Source organism: Neobacillus drentensis (genome assembly GCF_021560175.1).
In the GTDB taxonomy this organism is placed as follows: Bacteria; Bacillota; Bacilli; order Bacillales; family Cytobacillaceae; genus Neobacillus; species Neobacillus drentensis_A.
On the sequence record NZ_CP091110.1, the window covers coordinates 5,493,487 to 5,519,286 of the forward strand.

The 25,800-nt window shown below is 43.0% G+C and carries 15 protein-coding genes and 6 rRNA genes; 10 read left to right on the top strand and 11 right to left on the bottom strand.

Annotation, left to right across the window (positions count from 1 at the left end):
* The first annotated feature begins 55 nt into the window (after positions 1-55).
* Together L1999_RS26085 and L1999_RS26090 are read left to right on the top strand one after the other, a co-directional pair.
* The gene (locus L1999_RS26085; protein WP_235741180.1) at positions 56-2,404 is read left to right on the top strand and encodes a tubulin-like doman-containing protein; all 2,349 of its coding nucleotides are present in this window, start codon (positions 56-58) and stop codon (positions 2,402-2,404) included.
* A 137-nt stretch (positions 2,405-2,541) separates the two neighbouring features.
* Positions 2,542-3,174, top strand: coding sequence for a hypothetical protein (locus L1999_RS26090; RefSeq protein ID WP_235741181.1), 633 nt, complete (start codon positions 2,542-2,544; stop codon positions 3,172-3,174).
* Between the two features lie 123 nt (positions 3,175-3,297).
* Here the strand turns inward: L1999_RS26090 and rrf (L1999_RS26095) are convergent.
* The 6 genes from rrf (L1999_RS26095) to L1999_RS26120 all read right to left on the bottom strand — a co-directional run bounded on the left by rrf (L1999_RS26095) (position 3,298) and on the right by L1999_RS26120 (position 13,358).
* Positions 3,298-3,413: ribosomal RNA gene (rrf, locus tag L1999_RS26095) — 5S ribosomal RNA — on the bottom strand.
* Positions 3,414-3,542: 129 nt separating this feature from the next.
* Positions 3,543-6,477: ribosomal RNA gene (locus tag L1999_RS26100) — 23S ribosomal RNA — on the bottom strand.
* Between the two features lie 151 nt (positions 6,478-6,628).
* A 16S ribosomal RNA gene (locus L1999_RS26105) occupies positions 6,629-8,178 on the bottom strand.
* A 302-nt stretch (positions 8,179-8,480) separates the two neighbouring features.
* Positions 8,481-8,596, bottom strand: a 5S ribosomal RNA gene (gene rrf, locus L1999_RS26110).
* A gap of 85 nt (positions 8,597-8,681) precedes the next feature.
* Positions 8,682-11,617: ribosomal RNA gene (locus L1999_RS26115) — 23S ribosomal RNA — on the bottom strand.
* Positions 11,618-11,808: 191 nt separating this feature from the next.
* Positions 11,809-13,358, bottom strand: a 16S ribosomal RNA gene (locus tag L1999_RS26120).
* The 16S, 23S and 5S rRNA genes sit together here, the layout of an rRNA operon.
* Before the next feature lie 477 nt (positions 13,359-13,835).
* On the opposite strand from L1999_RS26120, the gene L1999_RS26125 reads away from it, so the two are divergent.
* From L1999_RS26125 to pseI, 8 genes are all read left to right on the top strand, one after another.
* A complete protein-coding gene (locus L1999_RS26125; RefSeq protein ID WP_235741182.1) occupies positions 13,836-14,087 on the top strand; it encodes a hypothetical protein in 252 nt (83 codons plus the stop codon).
* A gap of 69 nt (positions 14,088-14,156) precedes the next feature.
* Entirely contained in the window at positions 14,157-15,161 is a 1,005-nt protein-coding gene (locus L1999_RS26130) for a CgeB family protein (RefSeq protein ID WP_235741183.1), read from the top strand.
* Positions 15,162-15,174: 13 nt separating this feature from the next.
* On the top strand, positions 15,175-16,146 hold the full coding sequence (pseB, locus tag L1999_RS26135; protein WP_235741184.1) for a UDP-N-acetylglucosamine 4,6-dehydratase (inverting): 972 nt from the start codon (positions 15,175-15,177) through the stop codon (positions 16,144-16,146).
* A gap of 38 nt (positions 16,147-16,184) precedes the next feature.
* Positions 16,185-17,357, top strand: coding sequence for a UDP-4-amino-4,6-dideoxy-N-acetyl-beta-L-altrosamine transaminase (gene pseC, locus L1999_RS26140; RefSeq protein ID WP_235741185.1), 1,173 nt, complete (start codon positions 16,185-16,187; stop codon positions 17,355-17,357).
* Between the two features lie 15 nt (positions 17,358-17,372).
* Positions 17,373-18,143 carry a glycosyltransferase family protein gene (locus tag L1999_RS26145; protein ID WP_235741186.1) on the top strand — a complete coding sequence of 257 codons (771 nt, stop codon included), beginning with the start codon at positions 17,373-17,375 and terminating at the stop codon, positions 18,141-18,143.
* A gap of 3 nt (positions 18,144-18,146) precedes the next feature.
* Positions 18,147-19,232: a UDP-2,4-diacetamido-2,4,6-trideoxy-beta-L-altropyranose hydrolase gene (gene pseG / locus L1999_RS26150; RefSeq protein ID WP_235741187.1), complete on the top strand. Its 1,086-nt coding sequence runs from the start codon at positions 18,147-18,149 to the stop codon at positions 19,230-19,232.
* Between the two features lie 10 nt (positions 19,233-19,242).
* Positions 19,243-19,785, top strand: coding sequence for a UDP-4-amino-4,6-dideoxy-N-acetyl-beta-L-altrosamine N-acetyltransferase (pseH, locus tag L1999_RS26155; RefSeq protein ID WP_235741188.1), 543 nt, complete (start codon positions 19,243-19,245; stop codon positions 19,783-19,785).
* Between the two features lie 4 nt (positions 19,786-19,789).
* Entirely contained in the window at positions 19,790-20,842 is a 1,053-nt protein-coding gene (gene pseI, locus L1999_RS26160; protein ID WP_235741189.1) for a pseudaminic acid synthase, read from the top strand.
* Positions 20,843-20,911: 69 nt separating this feature from the next.
* Here the strand turns inward: pseI and L1999_RS26165 are convergent, their stop codons facing one another.
* From L1999_RS26165 to rfbD, 5 genes are all read right to left on the bottom strand, one after another.
* Entirely contained in the window at positions 20,912-22,321 is a 1,410-nt protein-coding gene (locus L1999_RS26165; RefSeq protein ID WP_235741190.1) for a CDP-glycerol glycerophosphotransferase family protein, read from the bottom strand.
* Complete coding sequence (locus tag L1999_RS26170; protein WP_235741191.1) at positions 22,318-23,097, bottom strand: glycosyltransferase family 2 protein; 780 nt, start codon at positions 23,095-23,097, stop codon at positions 22,318-22,320. Before L1999_RS26170 ends, L1999_RS26165 begins: the two co-directional genes overlap by 4 nt.
* 5 nt (positions 23,098-23,102) lie before the next feature.
* Positions 23,103-23,822 carry a sugar phosphate nucleotidyltransferase gene (locus tag L1999_RS26175; protein WP_235741192.1) on the bottom strand — a complete coding sequence of 240 codons (720 nt, stop codon included), beginning with the start codon at positions 23,820-23,822 and terminating at the stop codon, positions 23,103-23,105.
* 135 nt (positions 23,823-23,957) lie between these two features.
* A complete protein-coding gene (gene rfbB, locus L1999_RS26180; protein ID WP_215047188.1) occupies positions 23,958-24,938 on the bottom strand; it encodes a dTDP-glucose 4,6-dehydratase in 981 nt (326 codons plus the stop codon).
* Positions 24,939-24,947: 9 nt separating this feature from the next.
* On the bottom strand, positions 24,948-25,790 hold the full coding sequence (rfbD, locus tag L1999_RS26185; protein ID WP_235741193.1) for a dTDP-4-dehydrorhamnose reductase: 843 nt from the start codon (positions 25,788-25,790) through the stop codon (positions 24,948-24,950).
* Positions 25,791-25,800: the final 10 nt, after the last annotated feature.

Genomic DNA, 25,800 nt, shown 5'->3' on the forward strand with positions numbered 1-25,800 from the left:
GCATTCGATGCATGTGGCCCGCCTCATTTCATGTTTTTCAAGGAGGGATACACCTGTGCGAGATCTAGTACAAAAATATGCCGATTCCTTCTCCATCAAACTCGAGAAAATCAGTCAATCCGAAAACGTACAGCGCAGTGTCAATTATCCGATTGTCTTTTTATTTTTGGGCGACCTCGTGAAGGATGCCTTATTAACAATCAAAAAGATGAATAAGGAAAAATGGCATAACAGTAATGGCATCTTATACTTTCATGCCTATCAATCCGAAACCATCCTCGCTGATAATCTGTTTTCACTTCAGCTGGCCAATACTGGGTACGATCGCCAATCACAACGGAAAGAGCTGGCAGACACTTTTAACCAGGATGAAACAATGCTGATCGAACTGAATAAAACCTTTCGAAAGCTTACAACAAAGCTAGCTGACTATGGAAGGGCCTTTTCTTCACTCCAGAAAGTAAACCTTTGTGTGGTCACCGCCATACATGACCCGGCAAATATCCTAATCCAAGAATTCACCCTTCTCCTAAAAAGCATTCTGCAAGAATCGTTCCGAATTGTGGAGGTGGATCTATATGGGCTGTTAATGGAAAAACAGGACGGTGAAAACTTTGCCTTCACCACTTCGCTTGGCATCAGCTTTCTAAAGGAACTGGATGAGTATCAACAGAATGAGTATCATTTCGAAAAGGACCTCCAGCTGATAGAGGACCATTTAAGATTGCCTGTTTGTCATCCCCCTTCCCCTCTCTTTGACATGGTCTATTTATTAAGTGATAAAAATGAGAATGGCTTAATTGAGGATGAGGCTCTTCAACAAAACTATGAACTAATCAGTCATCTGAACCTGTTGAAGAATCGCAAAATATGGACCGAGCATTATGAAAAAATGAATAGTTATTCCCACCAATCCTTTAAGCGGGCAATGAAGGGAAATGCAGGGAATCCTGTTTATGCATCAGCCGGATTTGCTAAAGTGACAAGGCCCAATAAAGCCATTGTACTGCACGTTGCGAGTCAATTTTATCAAGGGCTTTTAGATACTCTTAAAAACCAAAGCAAGCAGCCCAGGGAGAAAGTCCTGCAGCTCTTCGATTTATCTGAGTCATCTTTTCAAAAATATTATGAGCACTTCCTTCCTCCAGCGGACCGGCTTTATGACATGCATGAATTAATGAGGGTCAGCAATTCCTATCGGGCCATACGAAAACTGTCACTGAACGAAACAGAAGAGTTCCTTTACGAGGGTGGCACGGAGACGTTTTTTTACCAGAACTTCGAAGAACCCGTACATGAGTTTTTAAAGGTTTTAGACCTAAGGGAGCAAATTGAATGGTGCTTTTATGAAAATATCATTAATCATGAACAGTACGGAATCTATTGCGCTTATAGTTGGACAGCGGACAACGTTCACGCTGAGTCAAATGTGATGAATGCGATTAGCCATATTTTAGAAGAGACAAAACAAGAGCAGCTAAGACTTAAAGAACATTTGGAACTTACTTATCAGCAAATCGTGGATCATTGTGAGTTTAAAAAAAGCCTTCTGCCATTTTCAAGCAAGAAAAACCTAAGCAGTTTCCTAGAATACTTTTTCGAGGAAATCTATGGAACCAAATACGAGCTGTTAAGGCTTAAAGTAAAACTGGAAGTTTTAAAACAATACCGAACGGTCCTCAAGGGACTGCACCGCACATTGCAGCCTAAGATCAGTCTGATGAAAAAGGTAGATACCTTCCTGAAAAAGACCGCAGCGGATAGTTTGTTTGATTCTGATGATGATTTAGACAGGAATATTGCCCAATATTACTCTAGAGTGAATGAGTTGATTACCGCAAAGCTACAGGAAAAACGAGGGCCCTATTTCTTTTTGAATGAACGTTTTTTTAAAAATCTCTATCGTTATCTGGAAGACGATCAACCTGAAATCCTTTTAGAGCGACTGTTGGTGGTATGCGACCGGGAGGTATTAACCCATGAGGAATTCCATCGCACCTTTGAAGATGAACTGTTAGAAAGAGCCAATGTGCTGACCGATTATGAAAATAGGGAAATTCTCTCTAAAGAGGAATTGTTTCAAAAGTTATATCTTCGATTGGATGAAAGTTCGTCGATCCACATTGAAGTGTTCAACTACACCCAAACGAACCGGTATGAAGAGAAGTATTACTTTGGCGATTTTAACAGCCAATTCATGCGGTTTGCCATGGACAAAGATCCTGGGATGCAATGGAAGGTCGGCTGTGCCCATGAAAAGAAATCAAGTGGAATAGAGAAGCTCACCCTCATGGGAGGCTTTACCCTAAAAGATCTTATATTTTATCGCAATGGAGAAAAGTATTATAAGAAATACATTGAAAATGGATATGAATTTCATACCAAAGCGGAAGCGTCCGTTTAGCGGCGTATGGACTGGAGCGCTTTAATTGGAATTTATGTCTAGGGGTGATGTGTGGTGAACTGGGAACCGATTCCTTCCCCTAAAGATGAAATAAGGGATATCAAAAAAACAATAATCGATACTAGGGTCCACGTACAATGGTACTGGCCAATTTAGAGCTTTGGAAGATTATTGAATGTGACAGACTTGCTTTTGAAGCCTTAGTCTGCTACATCAGTAATCAGCCAGACTATGCGTATTTACTAAAAGATTATTTTAACCTTCGTATCAATCATTTGAAATTAGAGGATGTAACGTTCTTTAAGGAGATTATAACAAATGAATTTGTTGCTGAAATTTCGGAGGATATCCTACGGGATGATTTTCTAATTCTCAGAGTTATTTACAAACTAATTAATTTCCCAACAGAATCAGTTTCACATTTGTTGAAGCTGTTAACGAGGAATGGGCGTGAACAGCTTAACCGGATACTTCAGAGAATACTGTGTGAATTATCATCACCGATTCCAATACAGTTATTCTTTGTTGCCTTTGAAACGAGTGGTGACGGCGTTGATTATCCTAAGTTATTTGATCTTCTTATTGACCATTATAACGAGAACACCATGTGTTCGTTTATAAAAGAGAATGCCCACCTTGTTGCAACGGATGTACTCTATAGAAAATCCTTGAAAATCTATTTTTTAACTCATCCAAAATCGATTTGGAAGGATATAAAGTGGCGTAAGGAACTGCAGGATGTTAATGATGGTAAATTTAAGCTTTATTAAAGGAAGTAGAGAAAGACACCGCCAACCCGCTGGTTAGGTTCCTAAAAAAAACTGGAATTAACCCCTTTTAAAACTTTTTTAAACAACAAAAAAGGGCAGCTACATTTAGCTGTCCTTTTCCGTGCCTGGCAACGTCCTACTCTCACAGGGACAAAGTCCCAACTACCATCGGCGCTGAGAAGCTTAACTTCCGTGTTCGGTATGGGAACGGGTGTGACCTTCTCGCCTTAATTACCAGACTATTTATTTGACACTATTTTATTATAGTATCTTTTTTTAATTTTGCAAGAGAAATTTTAAACCTTTTTCATTCTCTCAAAACTAGATAATGTAGAAGAAATTTTGTAAAAACGAGTTCGCTTATAATTATGGTTAAGTCCTCGATCGATTAGTATCAGTCAGCTCCACATGTCGCCACGCTTCCACCTCTGACCTATCAACCTGATCATCTTTCAGGGATCTTACTAGCTTGACGCTATGGGAAATCTCATCTTGAGGGGGGCTTCATGCTTAGATGCTTTCAGCACTTATCCCGTCCGCACATAGCTACCCAGCGATGCCTTTGGCAAGACAACTGGTACACCAGCGGTGCGTCCATCCCGGTCCTCTCGTACTAAGGACAGCTCCTCTCAAATTTCCTGCGCCCACGACGGATAGGGACCGAACTGTCTCACGACGTTCTGAACCCAGCTCGCGTACCGCTTTAATGGGCGAACAGCCCAACCCTTGGGACCGACTACAGCCCCAGGATGCGATGAGCCGACATCGAGGTGCCAAACCTCCCCGTCGATGTGGACTCTTGGGGGAGATAAGCCTGTTATCCCCGGGGTAGCTTTTATCCGTTGAGCGATGGCCCTTCCATGCGGAACCACCGGATCACTAAGCCCGACTTTCGTCCCTGCTCGACTTGTAGGTCTCGCAGTCAAGCTCCCTTGTGCCTTTACACTCTACGAATGATTTCCAACCATTCTGAGGGAACCTTTGGGCGCCTCCGTTACTCTTTAGGAGGCGACCGCCCCAGTCAAACTGCCCACCTGACACTGTCTCCCACCCCGATCAGGGGTGCGGGTTAGAATTTCAATACAGCCAGGGTAGTATCCCACCGACGCCTCCACCGAAGCTAGCGCTCCGGCTTCTCAGGCTCCTACCTATCCTGTACAAGCTGTACCAAAATTCAATATCAGGCTACAGTAAAGCTCCACGGGGTCTTTCCGTCCTGTCGCGGGTAACCTGCATCTTCACAGGTACTATAATTTCACCGAGTCTCTCGTTGAGACAGTGCCCAGATCGTTACGCCTTTCGTGCGGGTCGGAACTTACCCGACAAGGAATTTCGCTACCTTAGGACCGTTATAGTTACGGCCGCCGTTTACTGGGGCTTCGATTCAGAGCTTCGCTTGCGCTAACCCCTCCTCTTAACCTTCCAGCACCGGGCAGGCGTCAGCCCCTATACTTCGCCTTGCGGCTTCGCAGAGACCTGTGTTTTTGCTAAACAGTCGCCTGGGCCTATTCACTGCGGCTCTTCGAGGCTATGAACCCCAAAGAGCACCCCTTCTCCCGAAGTTACGGGGTCATTTTGCCGAGTTCCTTAACGAGAGTTCTCTCGCTCACCTTAGGATTCTCTCCTCGCCTACCTGTGTCGGTTTGCGGTACGGGCACCTTGAATCTCGCTAGAGGCTTTTCTTGGCAGTGTGGAATCAGGAACTTCGGTACTAAATTTCCCTCGCTATCACAGCTCAGCCTTCACGAGAAGCGGATTTTCCTGCTTCTCAGCCTAACTGCTTAGACGCGCATATCCAACAGCGCGCTTACCCTATCCTCCTGCGTCCCCCCATCACTCAAACGATTCTTTGGTGGTACAGGAATATCAACCTGTTGTCCATCGCCTACGCCTTTCGGCCTCGGCTTAGGTCCCGACTAACCCTGAGCGGACGAGCCTTCCTCAGGAAACCTTAGGCATTCGGTGGATGAGATTCTCACTCATCTTTCGCTACTCATACCGGCATTCTCACTTCTAAGCGCTCCACCAGTCCTTACGGTCTAGCTTCAACGCCCTTAGAACGCTCTCCTACCACTGACATCGAAGATGTCAATCCACAGCTTCGGTGATACGTTTAGCCCCGGTACATTTTCGGCGCAGAGTCACTCGACCAGTGAGCTATTACGCACTCTTTAAATGGTGGCTGCTTCTAAGCCAACATCCTGGTTGTCTAAGCAACTCCACATCCTTTTCCACTTAACGTATACTTTGGGACCTTAGCTGGTGGTCTGGGCTGTTTCCCTTTTGACTACGGATCTTATCACTCGCAGTCTGACTCCCACGGATAAGTCTTTGGCATTCGGAGTTTGTCTGAATTCGGTAACCCGATGAGGGCCCCTAGTCCAAACAGTGCTCTACCTCCAAGACTCTTACTACGTGAGGCTAGCCCTAAAGCTATTTCGGAGAGAACCAGCTATCTCCAAGTTCGATTGGAATTTCTCCGCTACCCACACCTCATCCCCGCACTTTTCAACGTGCGTGGGTTCGGGCCTCCATCCAGTGTTACCTGGACTTCACCCTGGACATGGGTAGATCACCTGGTTTCGGGTCTACGACCACATACTCATTCGCCCTATTCAGACTCGCTTTCGCTGCGGCTCCGTCTCTTCAACTTAACCTTGCATGTAATCGTAACTCGCCGGTTCATTCTACAAAAGGCACGCTATCACCCATTAACGGGCTCTAACTACTTGTAGGCACACGGTTTCAGGAACTATTTCACTCCCCTTCCGGGGTGCTTTTCACCTTTCCCTCACGGTACTGGTTCACTATCGGTCACTAGGGAGTATTTAGCCTTGGGAGATGGTCCTCCCTGCTTCCGACCGGATTTCACGTGTCCGGCCGTACTCAGGATCCACTCAGGAGGGAACGAAGTTTCAACTACAGGGTTTTTACCTTCTATGACGGGTCTTTCCAGGCCGCTTCATCTACCCCGTTCCTTTGTAACTCCATGTTGAGTGTCCTACAACCCCAAGAGGCAAGCCTCTTGGTTTGGGCTAATCCCGTTTCGCTCGCCGCTACTTAGGGAATCGCGTTTGCTTTCTCTTCCTCCGGGTACTTAGATGTTTCAGTTCCCCGGGTCTGCCATCAATACCCTATGTATTCAGGTAAAGATACTGTTCCATTACGAACAGTGGGTTCCCCCATTCGGAAATCTCCGGATCAAAGCTTACTTACAGCTCCCCGAAGCATATCGGTGTTAGTCCCGTCCTTCATCGGCTCCTAGTGCCAAGGCATTCACCGTGCGCCCTTTCTAACTTAACCTAAAAGGTTTTACTCGGTTTTTACTTGGTTTCTTCTATACGATTATCTAGTTTTCAAAGAACGAAATTTCTTGAGAGATTGTACTCTCAAAACTAAACAAACAAAAAGCGGTCAACTACTTATCAGTCCATAAGGACTCCATATTCCTTAGAAAGGAGGTGATCCAGCCGCACCTTCCGATACGGCTACCTTGTTACGACTTCACCCCAATCATCTGTCCCACCTTAGGCGGCTGGCTCCTTACGGTTACCCCACCGACTTCGGGTGTTACAAACTCTCGTGGTGTGACGGGCGGTGTGTACAAGGCCCGGGAACGTATTCACCGCGGCATGCTGATCCGCGATTACTAGCGATTCCGGCTTCATGTAGGCGAGTTGCAGCCTACAATCCGAACTGAGAATGGTTTTATGGGATTGGCTAGGCCTCGCGGCTTTGCTGCCCTTTGTACCATCCATTGTAGCACGTGTGTAGCCCAGGTCATAAGGGGCATGATGATTTGACGTCATCCCCACCTTCCTCCGGTTTGTCACCGGCAGTCTCCTTAGAGTGCCCAACTGAATGCTGGCAACTAAGAACAAGGGTTGCGCTCGTTGCGGGACTTAACCCAACATCTCACGACACGAGCTGACGACAACCATGCACCACCTGTCACTCTGTCCCCCGAAGGGGAACGTCCTATCTCTAGGAGTGTCAGAGGATGTCAAGACCTGGTAAGGTTCTTCGCGTTGCTTCGAATTAAACCACATGCTCCACCGCTTGTGCGGGCCCCCGTCAATTCCTTTGAGTTTCAGCCTTGCGGCCGTACTCCCCAGGCGGAGTGCTTAATGCGTTAGCTGCAGCACTAAGGGGCGGAAACCCCCTAACACTTAGCACTCATCGTTTACGGCGTGGACTACCAGGGTATCTAATCCTGTTTGCTCCCCACGCTTTCGCGCCTCAGCGTCAGTTACAGACCAGAAAGCCGCCTTCGCCACTGGTGTTCCTCCACATCTCTACGCATTTCACCGCTACACGTGGAATTCCGCTTTCCTCTTCTGCACTCAAGTCCCCCAGTTTCCAATGACCCTCCACGGTTGAGCCGTGGGCTTTCACATCAGACTTAAAGGACCGCCTGCGCGCGCTTTACGCCCAATAATTCCGGACAACGCTTGCCACCTACGTATTACCGCGGCTGCTGGCACGTAGTTAGCCGTGGCTTTCTGGTTAGGTACCGTCAAGGTACCGGCAGTTACTCCGGTACTTGTTCTTCCCTAACAACAGAGCTTTACGACCCGAAGGCCTTCATCGCTCACGCGGCGTTGCTCCATCAGACTTTCGTCCATTGTGGAAGATTCCCTACTGCTGCCTCCCGTAGGAGTCTGGGCCGTGTCTCAGTCCCAGTGTGGCCGATCACCCTCTCAGGTCGGCTACGCATCGTCGCCTTGGTGAGCCGTTACCTCACCAACTAGCTAATGCGCCGCGGGCCCATCTGTAAGTGTCAGCCGAAACCGACTTTCAGCTTTTCCTCATGAGAGGAAAAGGATTATCCGGTATTAGCACCGGTTTCCCGGTGTTATCCCAGTCTTACAGGCAGGTTGCCCACGTGTTACTCACCCGTCCGCCGCTAACCAAAAGGAGCAAGCTCCTATTGATTCGCTCGACTTGCATGTATTAGGCACGCCGCCAGCGTTCGTCCTGAGCCAGGATCAAACTCTCCATGAAAGTTGATTAGCTCATTTTGTTACGTTGGCTTAGTTTCATAGTAGAAACTAATATTATTGTTTGTTGACGTTTTTGTTTGTTTAGTTTTCAAAGAACAATGTCACCAAAAGCGACAGGAATACTATCATATCACACTTCTAACATTCTATCAATCATCATTTTTTTCAATTGTGATTGACTTGTGCAGTTTTTGAAGAGCAACTTAATCATCTTAACACCATCGGTGTTAACTTACAATAGAAAGTATTTCCAATTATCAATAAGGAGAAAAGAAAAGACAGAAAGGTAAATTTCTGTCCTTCGCCTGGCAACGTCCTACTCTCACAGGGACAAAGTCCCAACTACCATCGGCGCTGAGAAGCTTAACTTCCGTGTTCGGTATGGGAACGGGTGTGACCTTCTCGCCTTAATTACCAGACTATTTACTTGAAAGAAGTTCATTCTTTCAAAACTAGATAATGTAGAAGAAATGTTGTAAAAACGAGTTTGTTCGCTTAAAAAATATGGTTAAGTCCTCGATCGATTAGTATCAGTCAGCTCCACATGTCGCCACGCTTCCACCTCTGACCTATCAACCTGATCATCTTTCAGGGATCTTACTAGCTTGACGCTATGGGAAATCTCATCTTGAGGGGGGCTTCATGCTTAGATGCTTTCAGCACTTATCCCGTCCGCACATAGCTACCCAGCGATGCCTTTGGCAAGACAACTGGTACACCAGCGGTGCGTCCATCCCGGTCCTCTCGTACTAAGGACAGCTCCTCTCAAATTTCCTGCGCCCACGACGGATAGGGACCGAACTGTCTCACGACGTTCTGAACCCAGCTCGCGTACCGCTTTAATGGGCGAACAGCCCAACCCTTGGGACCGACTACAGCCCCAGGATGCGATGAGCCGACATCGAGGTGCCAAACCTCCCCGTCGATGTGGACTCTTGGGGGAGATAAGCCTGTTATCCCCGGGGTAGCTTTTATCCGTTGAGCGATGGCCCTTCCATGCGGAACCACCGGATCACTAAGCCCGACTTTCGTCCCTGCTCGACTTGTAGGTCTCGCAGTCAAGCTCCCTTGTGCCTTTACACTCTACGAATGATTTCCAACCATTCTGAGGGAACCTTTGGGCGCCTCCGTTACTCTTTAGGAGGCGACCGCCCCAGTCAAACTGCCCACCTGACACTGTCTCCCACCCCGATCAGGGGTGCGGGTTAGAATTTCAATACAGCCAGGGTAGTATCCCACCGACGCCTCCACCGAAGCTGGCGCTCCGGCTTCTCAGGCTCCTACCTATCCTGTACAAGCTGTACCAAAATTCAATATCAGGCTACAGTAAAGCTCCACGGGGTCTTTCCGTCCTGTCGCGGGTAACCTGCATCTTCACAGGTACTATAATTTCACCGAGTCTCTCGTTGAGACAGTGCCCAGATCGTTACGCCTTTCGTGCGGGTCGGAACTTACCCGACAAGGAATTTCGCTACCTTAGGACCGTTATAGTTACGGCCGCCGTTTACTGGGGCTTCGATTCAGAGCTTCGCTTGCGCTAACCCCTCCTCTTAACCTTCCAGCACCGGGCAGGCGTCAGCCCCTATACTTCGCCTTGCGGCTTCGCAGAGACCTGTGTTTTTGCTAAACAGTCGCCTGGGCCTATTCACTGCGGCTCTTCGAGGCTATGAACCCCAAAGAGCACCCCTTCTCCCGAAGTTACGGGGTCATTTTGCCGAGTTCCTTAACGAGAGTTCTCTCGCTCACCTTAGGATTCTCTCCTCGCCTACCTGTGTCGGTTTGCGGTACGGGCACCTTGAATCTCGCTAGAGGCTTTTCTTGGCAGTGTGGAATCAGGAACTTCGGTACTAAATTTCCCTCGCTATCACAGCTCAGCCTTCACGAGAAGCGGATTTTCCTGCTTCTCAGCCTAACTGCTTAGACGCGCATATCCAACAGCGCGCTTACCCTATCCTCCTGCGTCCCCCCATCACTCAAACGATTCTTTGGTGGTACAGGAATATCAACCTGTTGTCCATCGCCTACGCCTTTCGGCCTCGGCTTAGGTCCCGACTAACCCTGAGCGGACGAGCCTTCCTCAGGAAACCTTAGGCATTCGGTGGATGAGATTCTCACTCATCTTTCGCTACTCATACCGGCATTCTCACTTCTAAGCGCTCCACCAGTCCTTACGGTCTAGCTTCAACGCCCTTAGAACGCTCTCCTACCACTGACATCGAAGATGTCAATCCACAGCTTCGGTGATACGTTTAGCCCCGGTACATTTTCGGCGCAGAGTCACTCGACCAGTGAGCTATTACGCACTCTTTAAATGGTGGCTGCTTCTAAGCCAACATCCTGGTTGTCTAAGCAACTCCACATCCTTTTCCACTTAACGTATACTTTGGGACCTTAGCTGGTGGTCTGGGCTGTTTCCCTTTTGACTACGGATCTTATCACTCGCAGTCTGACTCCCACGGATAAGTCTTTGGCATTCGGAGTTTGTCTGAATTCGGTAACCCGATGAGGGCCCCTAGTCCAAACAGTGCTCTACCTCCAAGACTCTAACTACGTGAGGCTAGCCCTAAAGCTATTTCGGAGAGAACCAGCTATCTCCAAGTTCGATTGGAATTTCTCCGCTACCCACACCTCATCCCCGCACTTTTCAACGTGCGTGGGTTCGGGCCTCCATCCAGTGTTACCTGGACTTCACCCTGGACATGGGTAGATCACCTGGTTTCGGGTCTACGACCACATACTCATTCGCCCTATTCAGACTCGCTTTCGCTGCGGCTCCGTCTCTTCAACTTAACCTTGCATGTAATCGTAACTCGCCGGTTCATTCTACAAAAGGCACGCTATCACCCATTAACGGGCTCTAACTACTTGTAGGCACACGGTTTCAGGAACTATTTCACTCCCCTTCCGGGGTGCTTTTCACCTTTCCCTCACGGTACTGGTTCACTATCGGTCACTAGGGAGTATTTAGCCTTGGGAGATGGTCCTCCCTGCTTCCGACCGGATTTCACGTGTCCGGCCGTACTCAGGATTCCACTCAGGAGGGAACGAAGTTTCAACTACAGGGCTTTTACCTTCTATGACGGGCCTTTCCAGACCGCTTCATCTACCCCGTTCCTTTGTAACTCCATGTTGAGTGTCCTACAACCCCAAGAGGCAAGCCTCTTGGTTTGGGCTAATCCCGTTTCGCTCGCCGCTACTTAGGGAATCGCGTTTGCTTTCTCTTCCTCCGGGTACTTAGATGTTTCAGTTCCCCGGGTCTGCCATCAATACCCTATGTATTCAGGTAAAGATACTGTTCCATTACGAACAGTGGGTTTCCCCATTCGGAAATCTCCGGATCAAAGCTTACTTACAGCTCCCCGAAGCATATCGGTGTTAGTCCCGTCCTTCATCGGCTCCTAGTGCCAAGGCATTCACCGTGCGCCCTTTCTAACTTAACCTAAAAGGTTTTACTCTATTTAATAGAGAGAAAAAACTAAAATGGCGATTTTACTCGGTTTTTACTTGGTTTCTTCTATACGATTATCTAGTTTTCAAAGAACGAAATTTCTTGAGAGATTGTACTCTCAAAACTAAACAAACAAAAAGCGGTCAACTTCTTATCAGTCCATAAGGACTGCATTATCCTTAGAAAGGAGGTGATCCAGCCGCACCTTCCGATACGGCTACCTTGTTACGACTTCACCCCAATCATCTGTCCCACCTTAGGCGGCTGGCTCCTTGCGGTTACCCCACCGACTTCGGGTGTTACAAACTCTCGTGGTGTGACGGGCGGTGTGTACAAGGCCCGGGAACGTATTCACCGCGGCATGCTGATCCGCGATTACTAGCGATTCCGGCTTCATGTAGGCGAGTTGCAGCCTACAATCCGAACTGAGAATGGTTTTATGGGATTGGCTAGGCCTCGCGGCTTTGCTGCCCTTTGTACCATCCATTGTAGCACGTGTGTAGCCCAGGTCATAAGGGGCATGATGATTTGACGTCATCCCCACCTTCCTCCGGTTTGTCACCGGCAGTCTCCTTAGAGTGCCCAACTGAATGCTGGCAACTAAGAACAAGGGTTGCGCTCGTTGCGGGACTTAACCCAACATCTCACGACACGAGCTGACGACAACCATGCACCACCTGTCACTCTGTCCCCCGAAGGGGAAAGTCCTATCTCTAGGAGTGTCAGAGGATGTCAAGACCTGGTAAGGTTCTTCGCGTTGCTTCGAATTAAACCACATGCTCCACCGCTTGTGCGGGCCCCCGTCAATTCCTTTGAGTTTCAGCCTTGCGGCCGTACTCCCCAGGCGGAGTGCTTAATGCGTTAGCTGCAGCACTAAGGGGCGGAAACCCCCTAACACTTAGCACTCATCGTTTACGGCGTGGACTACCAGGGTATCTAATCCTGTTTGCTCCCCACGCTTTCGCGCCTCAGCGTCAGTTACAGACCAGAAAGCCGCCTTCGCCACTGGTGTTCCTCCACATCTCTACGCATTTCACCGCTACACGTGGAATTCCGCTTTCCTCTTCTGCACTCAAGTCCCCCAGTTTCCAATGACCCTCCACGGTTGAGCCGTGGGCTTTCACATCAGACTTAAAGGACCGCCTGCGCGCGCTTTACGCCCAATAATTCCGGACAACGCTTGCCACCTACGTATTACCGCGGCTGCTGGCACGTAGTTAGCCGTGGCTTTCTGGTTAGGTACCGTCAAGGTACCGGCAGTTACTCCGGTACTTGTTCTTCCCTAACAACAGAGCTTTACGACCCGAAGGCCTTCATCGCTCACGCGGCGTTGCTCCATCAGACTTTCGTCCATTGTGGAAGATTCCCTACTGCTGCCTCCCGTAGGAGTCTGGGCCGTGTCTCAGTCCCAGTGTGGCCGATCACCCTCTCAGGTCGGCTACGCATCGTCGCCTTGGTGAGCCGTTACCTCACCAACTAGCTAATGCGCCGCGGGCCCATCTGTAAGTGTCAGCCGAAACCGACTTTCAGCTTTTCCTCATGAGAGGAAAAGGATTATCCGGTATTAGCACCGGTTTCCCGGTGTTATCCCAGTCTTACAGGCAGGTTGCCCACGTGTTACTCACCCGTCCGCCGCTAACCAACAGGAGCAAGCTCCTATTGATTCGCTCGACTTGCATGTATTAGGCACGCCGCCAGCGTTCGTCCTGAGCCAGGATCAAACTCTCCATGAAAGTTGATTAGCTCATTTTGTTACGTTGGCTTAGTTTCATAGTAGAAACTAATATTATTGTTTGTTGACGTTTTTGTTTGTTTAGTTTTCAAAGAACAATTGATTAAGACAACTTTTAAATTATAACATCTTTCGAACACTATTGTCAAAGGTTTTTTTAATTAAACTTTAAATCCTAAATAACAACTTTCATATTATAGTATGAATCTCAGCAATCTGTCAACAAGTATTATTGGTTATTTTAATATAATAGGCTGCTAGAGTTTTTAAAGCATTATCAGCTCTGTTTTTTTTACAAATGAAAATCTCTGTTTAATTATTATCTTCAAGCGCTGTATTTTTAAAAGTCCACCCTTCTTGGTTCGAGAAAAATAGACGAATGAGGTTTTTTACGTGAATTTTGGATAAGCCCGGTCCTTTTTTCTTTGTGTGAATACTGTAACAATGTATAAAAAAAATGTATAAAGGAGTGAATTTATTGAACGGTGAATTAAGCCTTTCATTTGGTATGGATAGCCTTTGCCGCTATCTTCGCAGATATATTGGACAAGATGTTACCTTCAGAACTAAGTCGGGAGATATAATTGAAGGCAGACTCAGAAGAGTAACACACGATGGCATTGTAAGCATTCTGGAATCAGCAATGGTTTCCCCATTTATGGATGAGTTAGTAACTGTCATCCGTTGTGAAGATATAGAATCTTTTTCTTTTAATCTACCAGGTTTATAGTAAGGACCAGAGGGGGAAATAGATCTCCTTAAGGAATTATATTTCCCCTCTTCTAAGGAGACTTCTTAAATGAAAATATTATTGATTTCGTCAGGCTATTCAGGGATATATCCTTATTTCGAGAAAGCCATAGAAGAGGCCTTTATTTTTTTGGACCATACAGTCACTAAAATACACTCAAAATATACAATAGAAGCTATCGAATTAATTGAGAGTTTTAAACCCGATGTCATTTTAACTATGGTGGGGTTTACCGTAGATGAAAAATTAATGGACTTTCTTAAAAAAATCAATTCCCCCCGCTGTATTTGGCTAACGGAAGATCCCTTTTATATCGATATGTCTATTCATTTAGTAAGGGATTATGATTATATATTTACCATTGATATAGGAGCATTTGAGTATTATAAGAAAAAGTTCCCCAAAAAACACATTTACCATCTCCCACTAGGAACAGATCCTTTACTTTATTTTGCCGACCACAAAGAAGAATATTTATATGACGTTTGTCTAGTTGGTTATCCATATCCAGAACGAATAAATCTCGTTTACCAGCTATTGACTTATACTCCATATTCCCTGATTCTAGTTGGCCCATTTTGGAAAAGATTTATCAAAAACCATAAACATACGAGTAGATTAACTATAATCAATAGGTGGATGGAACCTGAAACTGTGAGAAGCCTATTTAACCGTTCTAAAATTATCCTCAATCCCCATCGTACCTATGACTTTCATAAAAATAAAAACACCCTGGCAATTGAAAATAAAAGTATTAACAATCGTACCTTTGATATAGCAGCATGCGGCGGATTTCAACTTCTTTCTAATAAACCAGATTTGCAGATGCATTTTGATATTACTCAAGACATCGTCGTTTACTCTCATTCTGAGGATTGTATTGATTTAATTCGACAGTTCATAAATGATGAAAACTTAAGAAATTTTTACCGAAGAAACGCTCAAAAAAGGGTGGTCGAAAATCACACCTTTACCCATCGAGTTGGATTTATTCTTAAACAATTGGGAGCTAAAGAAGATCTCAACCAATCCTTTGAAAAATTTCACGAGTGAAAGAGGGAAGAAAATGTTTACGTTAAAAGGTAAAACCTTGTTGGTGACAGGCGGCACAGGTTCGTTTGGAAAAAAATTCATCAAAAAAGTTCTTGATTTAGATGTAAAAAAGGTAATTGTCTTTAGTCGGGATGAGTTAAAACAATTTGAAATGGCAAAAGAATTTACAGATCCAAGGATTCGTTTTTTTATTGGGGATGTACGTGACAAAGAGAGATTATTTCGTGCTTTTGAAGGTGTAGATGTTGTTATCCACGCTGCCGCCTTAAAACAAGTCGGCATTTGTGAATATAATCCATTCGAAGCCATTAAGACCAATATTCACGGGGCACAAAATATTATTGAAGCCGCTATTGACAGGGGTGTTCAAAAGGTTATTGCCTTAAGTACTGATAAGGCAGCGAATCCAATCAATTTATACGGAGCAACAAAATTAGCATCAGATAAATTATTTGTTGCCGCTAACTCATATACTGGCATTAAGAATACTCGATTCGCTGTTGTTCGTTATGGAAATGTTGTCGGTAGCCGCGGGAGTGTAGTTCCCTTTTTTTTAAAGATCAAAGAAACAGGAACATTACCGATAACGGATGAACGAATGACTCGTTTCTGGATCACATTGGACCAAGGAGTTCAATTTGTTATTGATAATTTAAGCAGAATGAAGGGTGGAGAAATTTTCGTCCCCAAAATTCCAAGTATGAAAGTGACAGATTTAGCCAAGGCAATTGCTCCAAATGCCAAGATTGAAATTATCGGTATTCGCCCCGGTGAGAAATTACATGAAACGATGATCACCGAGGATGATGCACGGCGAACCTTAGAATATGACGCATATTATGTGATTCAACCGGAATTTCCGTGGTGGAGCGCTGAACAGGCAATTGGCGGAGAACCTGTGCCAGAAGGCTTCACATATGTAAGTAATACGAATAACACATGGCTGTCCGTTGACGACTTAAAAAAACTAGTAATAGATCAATAATCTACCAATTAGCGCTAGGAGGAAGGAGGCTTATATTTTTGAATCACAAACCGATCAGAGATAACTATCTTCCGTATGGCAGACAATGGATCGATGATGATGACATCTCTGCAGTAATTAATGTTTTAAAAGGGGATTATCTAACTACTGGGCCCTATGTATCCATTTTTGAACAAGAAGTAGCAAAATACGTTGGCGCTTCTTATGCCGTAAGTTTCTCGAACGGAACAGCAGCGTTACATGGCGCTTGTTTTGCCGCAGGAATCACTGAGGGTGATGAAGTGATTACGACCCCTTTAACATTTGCAGCAAGTGCTAACTGTGTACTCTATCAGGGTGGTAAGCCCATCTTCGCTGATATCGATCCAAAAACCTACAATATAGACCCAGCAGAAATTGAGAAAAAAGTTACAACTAAAACAAAAGCAATTATTCCTGTTCATTTTACAGGACAGCCGGTTTCATTAGAGGCAGTTAGGGGAATTGCCAAAAAACATAACCTCATTGTTATTGAGGATGCGGCACATGCACTAGGGGCTGTCTATAAGCAAAAAATGATTGGTTCCATTAGTGATATGACCATGTTTAGCTTCCACCCGGTGAAACATATTACATCAGGTGAAGGCGGCATCATTACAACCAATAATAAAAAGTATTATGAAAAGCTTTTACAATTCCGTTCTCATGGCATCACACGTGATCATAACAGGCTAATCCAAAATCATGGGCCTTGGTATTATGAAATGCAATTTTTAGGTTATAACTATCGCATGACCGATATTCAAGCCGCCCTTGGAACAAGCCAATTAAAAAAGATTGATAAATTTATAGATTTACGAAAAAAATATGCTTCGATGTATAATGAGGCATTTAACCATATAAGCGAACTATCGATTCCTTTCCAAGACGAAAACGGTCAATCGAGCTGGCATTTGTATATCATTCGCCTTCATTTAGAACAATTAACAGCCAGTCGGAAGGATATATTCGAGGCGTTACTAAAAGAAAATATTGGGGTCAATGTGCACTATATCCCTGTTCACCTAATGCCCTACTATCAAGGATTAGGATACAAATACGGGGATTGTCCAAACGCTGAAAAACTATATGAAGAAATCATCACGCTGCCTCTTTTTCCAGCTATGACCGAGGATGATATACATGACGTTATCAAAGCAGTCACAAATGTGATAGCCCGTTACTCTAAATAAATAGAAGGTGATTTTTTGAAGGTTGTTGCCATCATCCAAGCTAGAATGGGGTCAACAAGGTTACCAGGGAAAATAATGAAAAAGGTTTTAGGAAAACCATTGCTTGAATATCAGATTGAACAGGTCAAAAGGTCCAGGTTAATTCATCAAATTGTAATTGCCACCACGACGAAGGAGCACGAGCAGCCTATAATTGATTTATGCACACAGCTTTCGGTTGACTATTATCGAGGTTCTGAGGACGATGTATTGTCAAGGTATTTTGAAACTGCTAATCACTATAAAGGTGAGGTAATTGTCCGCCTCACCTCTGATTGTCCGTTACTAGACCCCGAGACGATTGATAAAATCATTTCTAAGTACCTAGAGAATCCAAACAAGTACGATTATGTTTCTAATACGCTTGATCGAACCTATCCTCGTGGATTTGATGTTGAGGTATTTTCCATGGGAGCCTTAGAACAAGCATATAACGAAGCAGCCAATGCAGCAGAGCGCGAACATGTCACTCCATACATCTATCTCCATCCTAACAAATTTAAGGCTGCAAATGTTAAACATAGAAATGACTTAAGCTCCTATCGTTTAACCGTAGATACCGAAGCAGATTTAGATGTAATTACTCTTGTGATTACAGACCTTTACAGTCAGAACAAAACACAGTTTCAGTTAGAAGATATTATTCAATTGTTACAGAAAAATCAGGAGTGGGCTTTAATCAATGCTCATATTGAACAAAAGAAGGTAATCCCCCCAAAAACTAAGCCGTCGGAATTAGAGGAATAAACGATGAATGTCTATATACGTGTCGATGCCTCAATAGAAATAGGTACTGGTCATGTTATGCGTTGTTTAACACTTGCTGAAAAATTGCAGGAACAAGGAGCGGATGTTCGCTTTATTTGCAGGGAGCATAAAGGGCATTTAATTGACCTGATTACAGCAAAAGGATATGAAGTATTAGTACTTAAGCGGCCTCAAGAAAATGGCATGGCGCCGAATGGCAGAGGACACACTCAATGGCTTGGCGTTCCATTGAGTGTGGATGCACATCAAACAAAGGAATTGTTAATGAATTGCCCCTGTGACCTATTAATTGTCGATCATTATGCCATTAACGAGGATTGGGAAGTTCTCCTAAGAGATCAGGTAAAAAAAATCATGGTGATTGATGATTTAGCTGATCGTAAGCATGATTGTGATTTTTTATTAGATCAAAATTTCATCCAAGATTACCAAAACCGCTATGATTCACTCTTACCATCCTATTGTAAAACATTTTTAGGACCCAGTTATGTCTTACTCCGACCAGAGTTTTATCATCAATTAAAAAAGCAAAAGCTGCGAACAGGAGCGGTAAAAAGAATATTAATTTTTTATGGCGGTATCGATCATACCAATGAAACAGGAAAGGCTCTTTCATCCTTCTTAGCTTTGGGTCGTAATGACATCGAGGTAGATGTGGTCGTTGGGCAATCTAACCTGTACAAAATGGAGATTGCTTCTATTTGTAACATGTATGAATACCTGCATTTTCATTGTCAAATTGACAACATGGCCGAATTAATGAATTGGGCCGATCTATCCATCGGGGCAGGTGGTACCACTACATGGGAGCGTTGCCTCCTTGGTTTGCCCTCTATCGTTGTCAGTATTGCTGAAAATCAGGAAGAAATTTGTAAAAGTCTTGCAAAAGGAAAGGTCATTACTTATTTAGGAGAAAAAGAAACAATTGAGCAGTCTTGTTTAACCCGCCACCTAAAGATATTAATTGAAAATGAAGCGGAACGAACAGAAATGTCTCGGTTATCGTATCAACTAATGAAGGATACCATGGTAAGTCAGCAAATGATGATCAAAGAATTAATGGGATAAGGTGACGCTTATGGATTATTATTTAAGGGCATTAACGGAAAAAGACAAGGACATGATTTATGAATGGCGAAATTCGGAGTCGATTCGAGTGAATATGTATAACGACCAGCCCATTCCCTATGAAGCTCATTGTCAGTGGTTTGATGCTGTACTAAAGAACGAAAGTCGTTTTTATCGACTGTTTCTTTACAAAAACAAGCCGTTAGGTCTTGTTTCCTTTAAAGAAGTGAACCTCCAGAATCAAACCTGTGCATGGGGATTTTATATTGGGGAACCTCATGCACCTAAAGGTTCAGGTACCATTATGGGTGCGTTAGCCTTAGATTATGCCTTTTATCAATTAAACATCCGAAAAATCATTGGGATGGTCCTGTCATTTAATCAGCGGAGTGTAAGGTTTCACCATAGATTAGGATTCTGCCAAGAAGGACTTTTTAAAAAGGAATGGAGCCGAAATGGCCAGTTCATTGACTTAATTAGGTTATCCTTATTTAAAGAAGACTGGGAGAAGCAGAAAGACAAGCTGAACCTCCATTTTATTACAGAGGAGTGATCAAATGAACGAAATCAATCTGGGAGGAAAAATGATTGGAATCAATCATCCTCCTTTTATTATTGCTGAAATGTCTGGAAACCATAATCAATCGCTTGAACGGGCATTAGAAATTGTAGAAGCGGCTGCAGAATCGGGGGCACATGCATTGAAAATCCAAACATATACAGCCGATACGATGACGTTAAATATTGACCGTAAGGATTTTGCTATTGATGATCAGGAGAGCTTATGGAAAGGGAATAACCTCTACAAACTCTATCAACAAGCCTATACTCCATGGGAGTGGCATAAGCCAATTTTTGAAAGATGCCGGGAATTAGGACTCATTCCCTTTAGCACCCCCTTTGATGAAACCGCAGTCGACTTCCTCGAACAATTAAATACACCTTTTTATAAAATAGCTTCTTTTGAAAATAATCATATTCCACTGATCAAAAAGGTTGCTTCCACTGGAAAGCCTATCATTATCTCAACCGGAATGGCTTCACTTGCCGATTTGGATGAAACCGTTCGAGCTGCAAGAAAGGCCGGATGTGAAGATATCGTTTTGCTAAAGTGTACGAGTACGTACCCGGCTACACCTGAAAATACAAATATTATAACCATTCCTCATATGAGGGACCTTTTTAACTGCCAGGTTGGTTTATCTGATCATACAATGGGAATCGGTGTGGCAGTAGCTAGCGTTGCTCTCGGAGCCACTGTTATTGAAAAACATTTTACTATATCCCGTGCTGATGGAGGTGTTGATTCGGCCTTTTCAATGGAACCGCATGAAATGCACTCCTTAGTGGATGAAACAAAAAAAGCGTGGCAAGCTTTGGGGGCTGTTACTTATGGACCAACTGAAAAGGAAAAGAATTCATTAAAATTTAGAAGATCGCTCTATATAACGAAAGACTTAAAGGCTGGAGACGTGTTAACGAAAGAAAACCTAAGAGTTATTAGACCTGGCTATGGCTTAGCCCCGAAATATTACGAACAATTACTGGGAAAAAAAGCTGCTATGGATATAAAGGCAGGTACACCAGCAGATTGGAATATTTTGAACTAATAAATAAGGTAGAAAGAGGACCTGCTGGTAAGGCAGGTCCTCTTTCTATCCCTTTATAACACTAGATCTTTACTGATTAAAATTCTTGATGACATGGGCCAGTTTCTCTCCTGACGATCCATCGTTATAGGACTTTGATAAATACTCTCTCCTTATATGTGCATAGAGTTTCTGATGTTCATCTGAAGAAAAATAGGCACTAATAACTTCGGTTAATCGATTCGGATCTGTTTGAATATACTCTCCTAATGAATCAAAATAATCGTATGCTCGATTACTGTTCATGAAGTTATAAATAAACACAGGTTTATTAAATAAAATACTTTCTAATACCACTGTAGATAAAGTGGAAACAACTCCATCAACCGCAGGAATTAATTCATAAAGAATATTTTCTCTTGAGGTATACACCTTTATGGATGGGTATTTCTTTTCAAGTTCAGTATAAATTTTAAACCTCCCTTTCCCAATCTCCCATGGATGAGGTTTAATGATGATTTGGAGACGCGGATTATCGGAAAGATTCTTCATTAGTTTTTCGAATTTAATAAAATCGATTTGTGGGCCTGTAATAATTAATAATGTCTCTTTTTCTGAACTTAGTCCAAGTTTTGTTATAACTTCCTTTGAGTCTGTTCTCAAACTTGTGAAAATTTGATCATATTTGGGATGACCGATTTCAGCAATTCTATCCATTTCAAGTCCTCTTTGTACATACCATCTTTTCTCATATTCACCATAGGCCCCAATCAACGTAGTAAAAACTGGCATAAAGGCCTCTTCCCCCATTAAGATTCCATGCTGTAAACAGATACTTTTAATGCCCCTGATTGATCCAACGATAGCAAGTGTTCTACTAAGCATATCTTCAGTTGTCCCCACAACTATTGTGGAAATAGGCAGATGATCCAATAGGTTATAAACAGCATTAATCGTCTTTACCATTAACGGTATTCGAGTAAGAAAGGTGTTTTGGAAAAACTCATTTCCAAATGCCGGATGGTTTTGATGTTTAGTAAATACATATTTGGCACTCTTGATAAGAGTTTCAGAAACTTTATTATTGATAACCTCATATTTAAGAATACTCTCGTTACGTATTCCATGTAGATGTGCAGTTTTCGAACGAGAGAGAATAATGGTTTGACTAGGATCAAACCATGTCCGAAACGTTATTTCAGGTAGACGTGTATAATCCATATTAATTAGTGTTTTGCCATCAATAGACTCTTTCATGAAAGGTGCTCTTATTTTCTCCAGCACCCCTTCGAAATATGGTTGGATCATGGCCTGTTCTATTTCTGGGTTCAATAGGGATGCAGGAAAATTTTCGTTCTCCATTTTTTTTTTTAGATTTGAATCGATATGCTGATAAAAGTTTGTCAGCATTGCAATGGGAATATCCCTATATTTAAAATTCTTAAAGACTTCCATAAACTCCCGATAAAGTGACCAATAATTCGCTAGATAACGGGTCATCCCCCGTTCCCTCTTCTCAGCGCTCTTAGAGATTCTCTCAATTCTTTACATGTTCTTTGCGGAGGCAGTAGTTTTGAAAATTGGTTCGGGGAATCATTAAATAATTGAGCGTGAATGGATTTAGGGGTAATATAATTTTCATCAAGAACCTCATTAATAGGATAAAAAGCCCAAAAGTGGTTGATTCTCCAAAAGAATCTAGCATCTCCGATTCTATAAAATTGGTGATCTTCATCCCAATAAGAACCAAATGCTCTCTTTATTTGAGGAAGGATGGACCTACGGTGCATAACCGAGCAATGGTCAATCATACAAGGAGCAAGCCATGAAATGGTCCGGGCTGGTCTAGTCATAGAATGAGTGACTTCTTTCATTTCATTTAAATACCTTGTTTGTGACGCTGAGTATACGACCATGACTTTAGGATGCTGCTCTAAATAGCCCACCATTTTCTCAAGCCTTGTCCTGTTGTATACATTATCATCCGTAGCATAAGTAACATACTCGCCCTCTGCTAGTTGTAGCGCTTGATTGATTAACACGGCATATCTTGTTTTTTCTACTCTTTCTTCCATTGTTTGAATATTACTTTTAAAAAACTTCACACGTTTATCACTTAAAAACGGTTCAATTACGGTTAAAGTTTCAGAATTTGAATTGTCATCCATAATAAATAACTCAAAGTCTTGATAGGTTTGGTCCAAAATAGCCTGAATAGATTTTGCAATATATTCATGTTTATTAAAACTTGTTAAGATTACTGAAACCTTTGGCAAAATACTTAGCTCCTTTCATAGAAATGTTTATTTGCTTTAAACAATGATTCATGTGTCCCAGCATCCAGCCACCAGCTTTTTAAAATATCAAACTTTAATTCTTTTCTTTTAATATAGAGATTATTTATATCAGTAATCTCCTTTTCTCCCCTGCTCGATGGTTTTATTAAGTCAATTAAATCAAATACTTCTTTGTTATAAAGGTAGATTCCTGTTACACAAAAATTGGACTTAGGAATTTTAGGCTTTTCAACGATAGAGATAATAGAATGATTTACTTCATCTAATAAAGCTATTCCATATCTTTCTGGGTCATTCACTTCTTTTAACAGCACTTTTGCACCTTGCGGTTGGTTTTGAAATTCATTAATATATGGTCTTAAATCATCGTCAAACAGATTGTCCCCTAACAAAACGATACATTGGTCATCTACGAAATCCTTCGCGGAGGCTAGTGCATCAGCAATACCTCCTCCTTTTTCACTTTGAATCGTGTAGGATAACTTAACACCCAATTCCTCACCCTGGCCTAAAATTTCTTGGAACGAACGGAGATGTTGGTTATTCGTAACAATTAGAATATCAGTAATCCCCGCCTCTTTTAACTTATTTATTGGCCAGTAGATCATTGGGTCACCTCCCACAGGGAGCAAGTGCTTGTTCAGTAATTTGGTAAAAGGCTCTAACCGAGTACCTTTTCCTCCGGCTAATATAATACCTTTCATCTTTTCATTCCCTTCTCTCTTAATCTCTCTTTAGGTTATGAAAAATACAGAAAAATGGTACAACTTTAAGGTTTATTAATAAAAAATAGTCCCTTACGACTATTGAGAAAACACCATTTTATACAATGGTACTTTTTATTCAAGAAGAGGCTTCCACCACCACTTGTTTTTCTTATACCAATCAATCGTTTGGGCAATTCCTGTATCAAAGGTATAGTTTGGTTTCCAGCCTAACGTCTCTAATTTAGCAGGGTCGATCGCATAGCGTTTATCATGACCCAAACGGTCTGATACAAATTCAATTAGATCCTCTGATTTCCCTAGAGACTGTATAATGGTTTTAACTACTTGCAAGTTCGTTCTCTCATTCCGTCCGCCCACATTATAAACTTCACCCTTCACACCATTATGCAAAACAAGGTCAATCGCTGCACAGTGATCTAGGACATGTAACCAATCCCGGATATTTTTCCCGTCCCCATAAACCGGTACCTTTTCGTCATTTAACACACGTGAAATAGTTAAGGGAATCAATTTCTCCGGAAAATGAAAAGGGCCATAGTTATTTGAACAACGTGTGATATTTATTGGAAGACCAAATGTTTCATAATAGGCCCGAACCAATAGGTCTGAAGATGCCTTACTTGCACTATATGGACTATTGGGCTGTAAGGGAGTTTCTTCCGTGAAGAAGGTGCTTGGATCAAAACTTAATTCACCGTATACTTCATCTGTTGAAACATGAATGAATTTTTTGACCCCTATTTTTTTCGCTGCATCCAAGAGAACCTGTGTCCCTAAAACATTGGTACGAACAAATCGTTCAGGATCTGTGATCGAACGATCCACATGACTTTCTGCAGCAAAATGAATCACATAGTCAAAGGTCTCTTTTTCAAATAGCGTCAGAACTGTCTGACGATCGGTAATATCAGCTTTAACAAAATGATAGTTTTCTTTATCGTTAATCTGACGATGCTTTGTTAAATCACCGGCATATGTCAGCAAATCTAAATTATAAATATCATATTGGGGATATTTATTAACCATGTACTGAACAAAGTTTCCACCAATGAACCCTGCTCCACCGGTTACAAGCAATTTATTCGTTTGCATTGTTTCACCTCAAGTTTGATTCTTTAAAAAATGTTTTAATGATTCCTGCCATGGTGGTAATGTTTTAAAACCATTATCTATGATCTTTTTCTTTGATAGACGGGAATTTTTGGGCCGTTTCGCCCTTGTTGGGTATTCTTCGGTTGAAATAGATTTCACTTTAACCTTTTTACCTGTTATATGAAAGATTTCTTTGGCGAATTCTGACCAGCTGCTAAAACCTTCATTGGTCGCATGGTAAATTCCATATTTGTCAGTTTGAATCATATCGATGATTAACCGTGCTGCATCAAAGGTATAGGTAGGTGAACCCACTTGGTCTCCTACGACCTTAATTTCATTCTGGTGTTCGGATAATCGCTTCATTGTTTTAACAAAATTATTTCCATTGATTCCAAACACCCATGAAATGCGGACAATGAACCACTCTGTCAGCTGAGCTTGGACCATTTTTTCTCCTTCATATTTTGTAAATCCGTAATATCCAATTGGATGAGGAAGATCGGTTTCAACAAACGGCTTATCTCCTAATCCATCAAAAATATAATCCGTACTGATATACATAAATTTGGCCTTGATTTCTTGTGCTGCCTGTACTAAATATCGGGTACCCTCAACGTTTACCTTCCAGCAGTTTTCTTTATCATCCTCTGCCTTATCGACCGCTGTATAGGCTCCACAGTGAATAATAGCATCTGGTTTCAATGTTCTTACATATTTTTTAACGGCACATTCATCCGTGATATTTAAATCTTTCGAACCAACTCCAATCATGTCAAAGTCACGACTCATGCCATTTTGAACAACATCATAACCAAGTTGTCCAGTATACCCTGTTACTAGTATTTTCATTGTTTCATTC

Bases quoted from the DNA above. Each gene is read 5' to 3' on its own strand.
- L1999_RS26090 (WP_235741181.1), top strand. From the start codon at position 2,542: ATGGTACTGGCCAATTTAGAGCTTTGGAAGATTATTGAATGTGACAGA.
- L1999_RS26130 (WP_235741183.1), top strand. From the start codon at position 14,157: ATGAAAATATTATTGATTTCGTCAGGCTATTCAGGGATATATCCTTAT.
- pseB (WP_235741184.1), top strand. From the start codon at position 15,175: ATGTTTACGTTAAAAGGTAAAACCTTGTTGGTGACAGGCGGCACAGGT.
- pseG (WP_235741187.1), top strand. From the start codon at position 18,147: ATGAATGTCTATATACGTGTCGATGCCTCAATAGAAATAGGTACTGGT.
- pseH (WP_235741188.1), top strand. From the start codon at position 19,243: ATGGATTATTATTTAAGGGCATTAACGGAAAAAGACAAGGACATGATT.
- pseI (WP_235741189.1), top strand. From the start codon at position 19,790: ATGAACGAAATCAATCTGGGAGGAAAAATGATTGGAATCAATCATCCT.
- L1999_RS26165 (WP_235741190.1), bottom strand. From the start codon at position 22,321: ATGACCCGTTATCTAGCGAATTATTGGTCACTTTATCGGGAGTTTATG.
- L1999_RS26175 (WP_235741192.1), bottom strand. From the start codon at position 23,822: ATGAAAGGTATTATATTAGCCGGAGGAAAAGGTACTCGGTTAGAGCCT.
- rfbB (WP_215047188.1), bottom strand. From the start codon at position 24,938: ATGCAAACGAATAAATTGCTTGTAACCGGTGGAGCAGGGTTCATTGGT.
- rfbD (WP_235741193.1), bottom strand. From the start codon at position 25,790: ATGAAAATACTAGTAACAGGGTATACTGGACAACTTGGTTATGATGTT.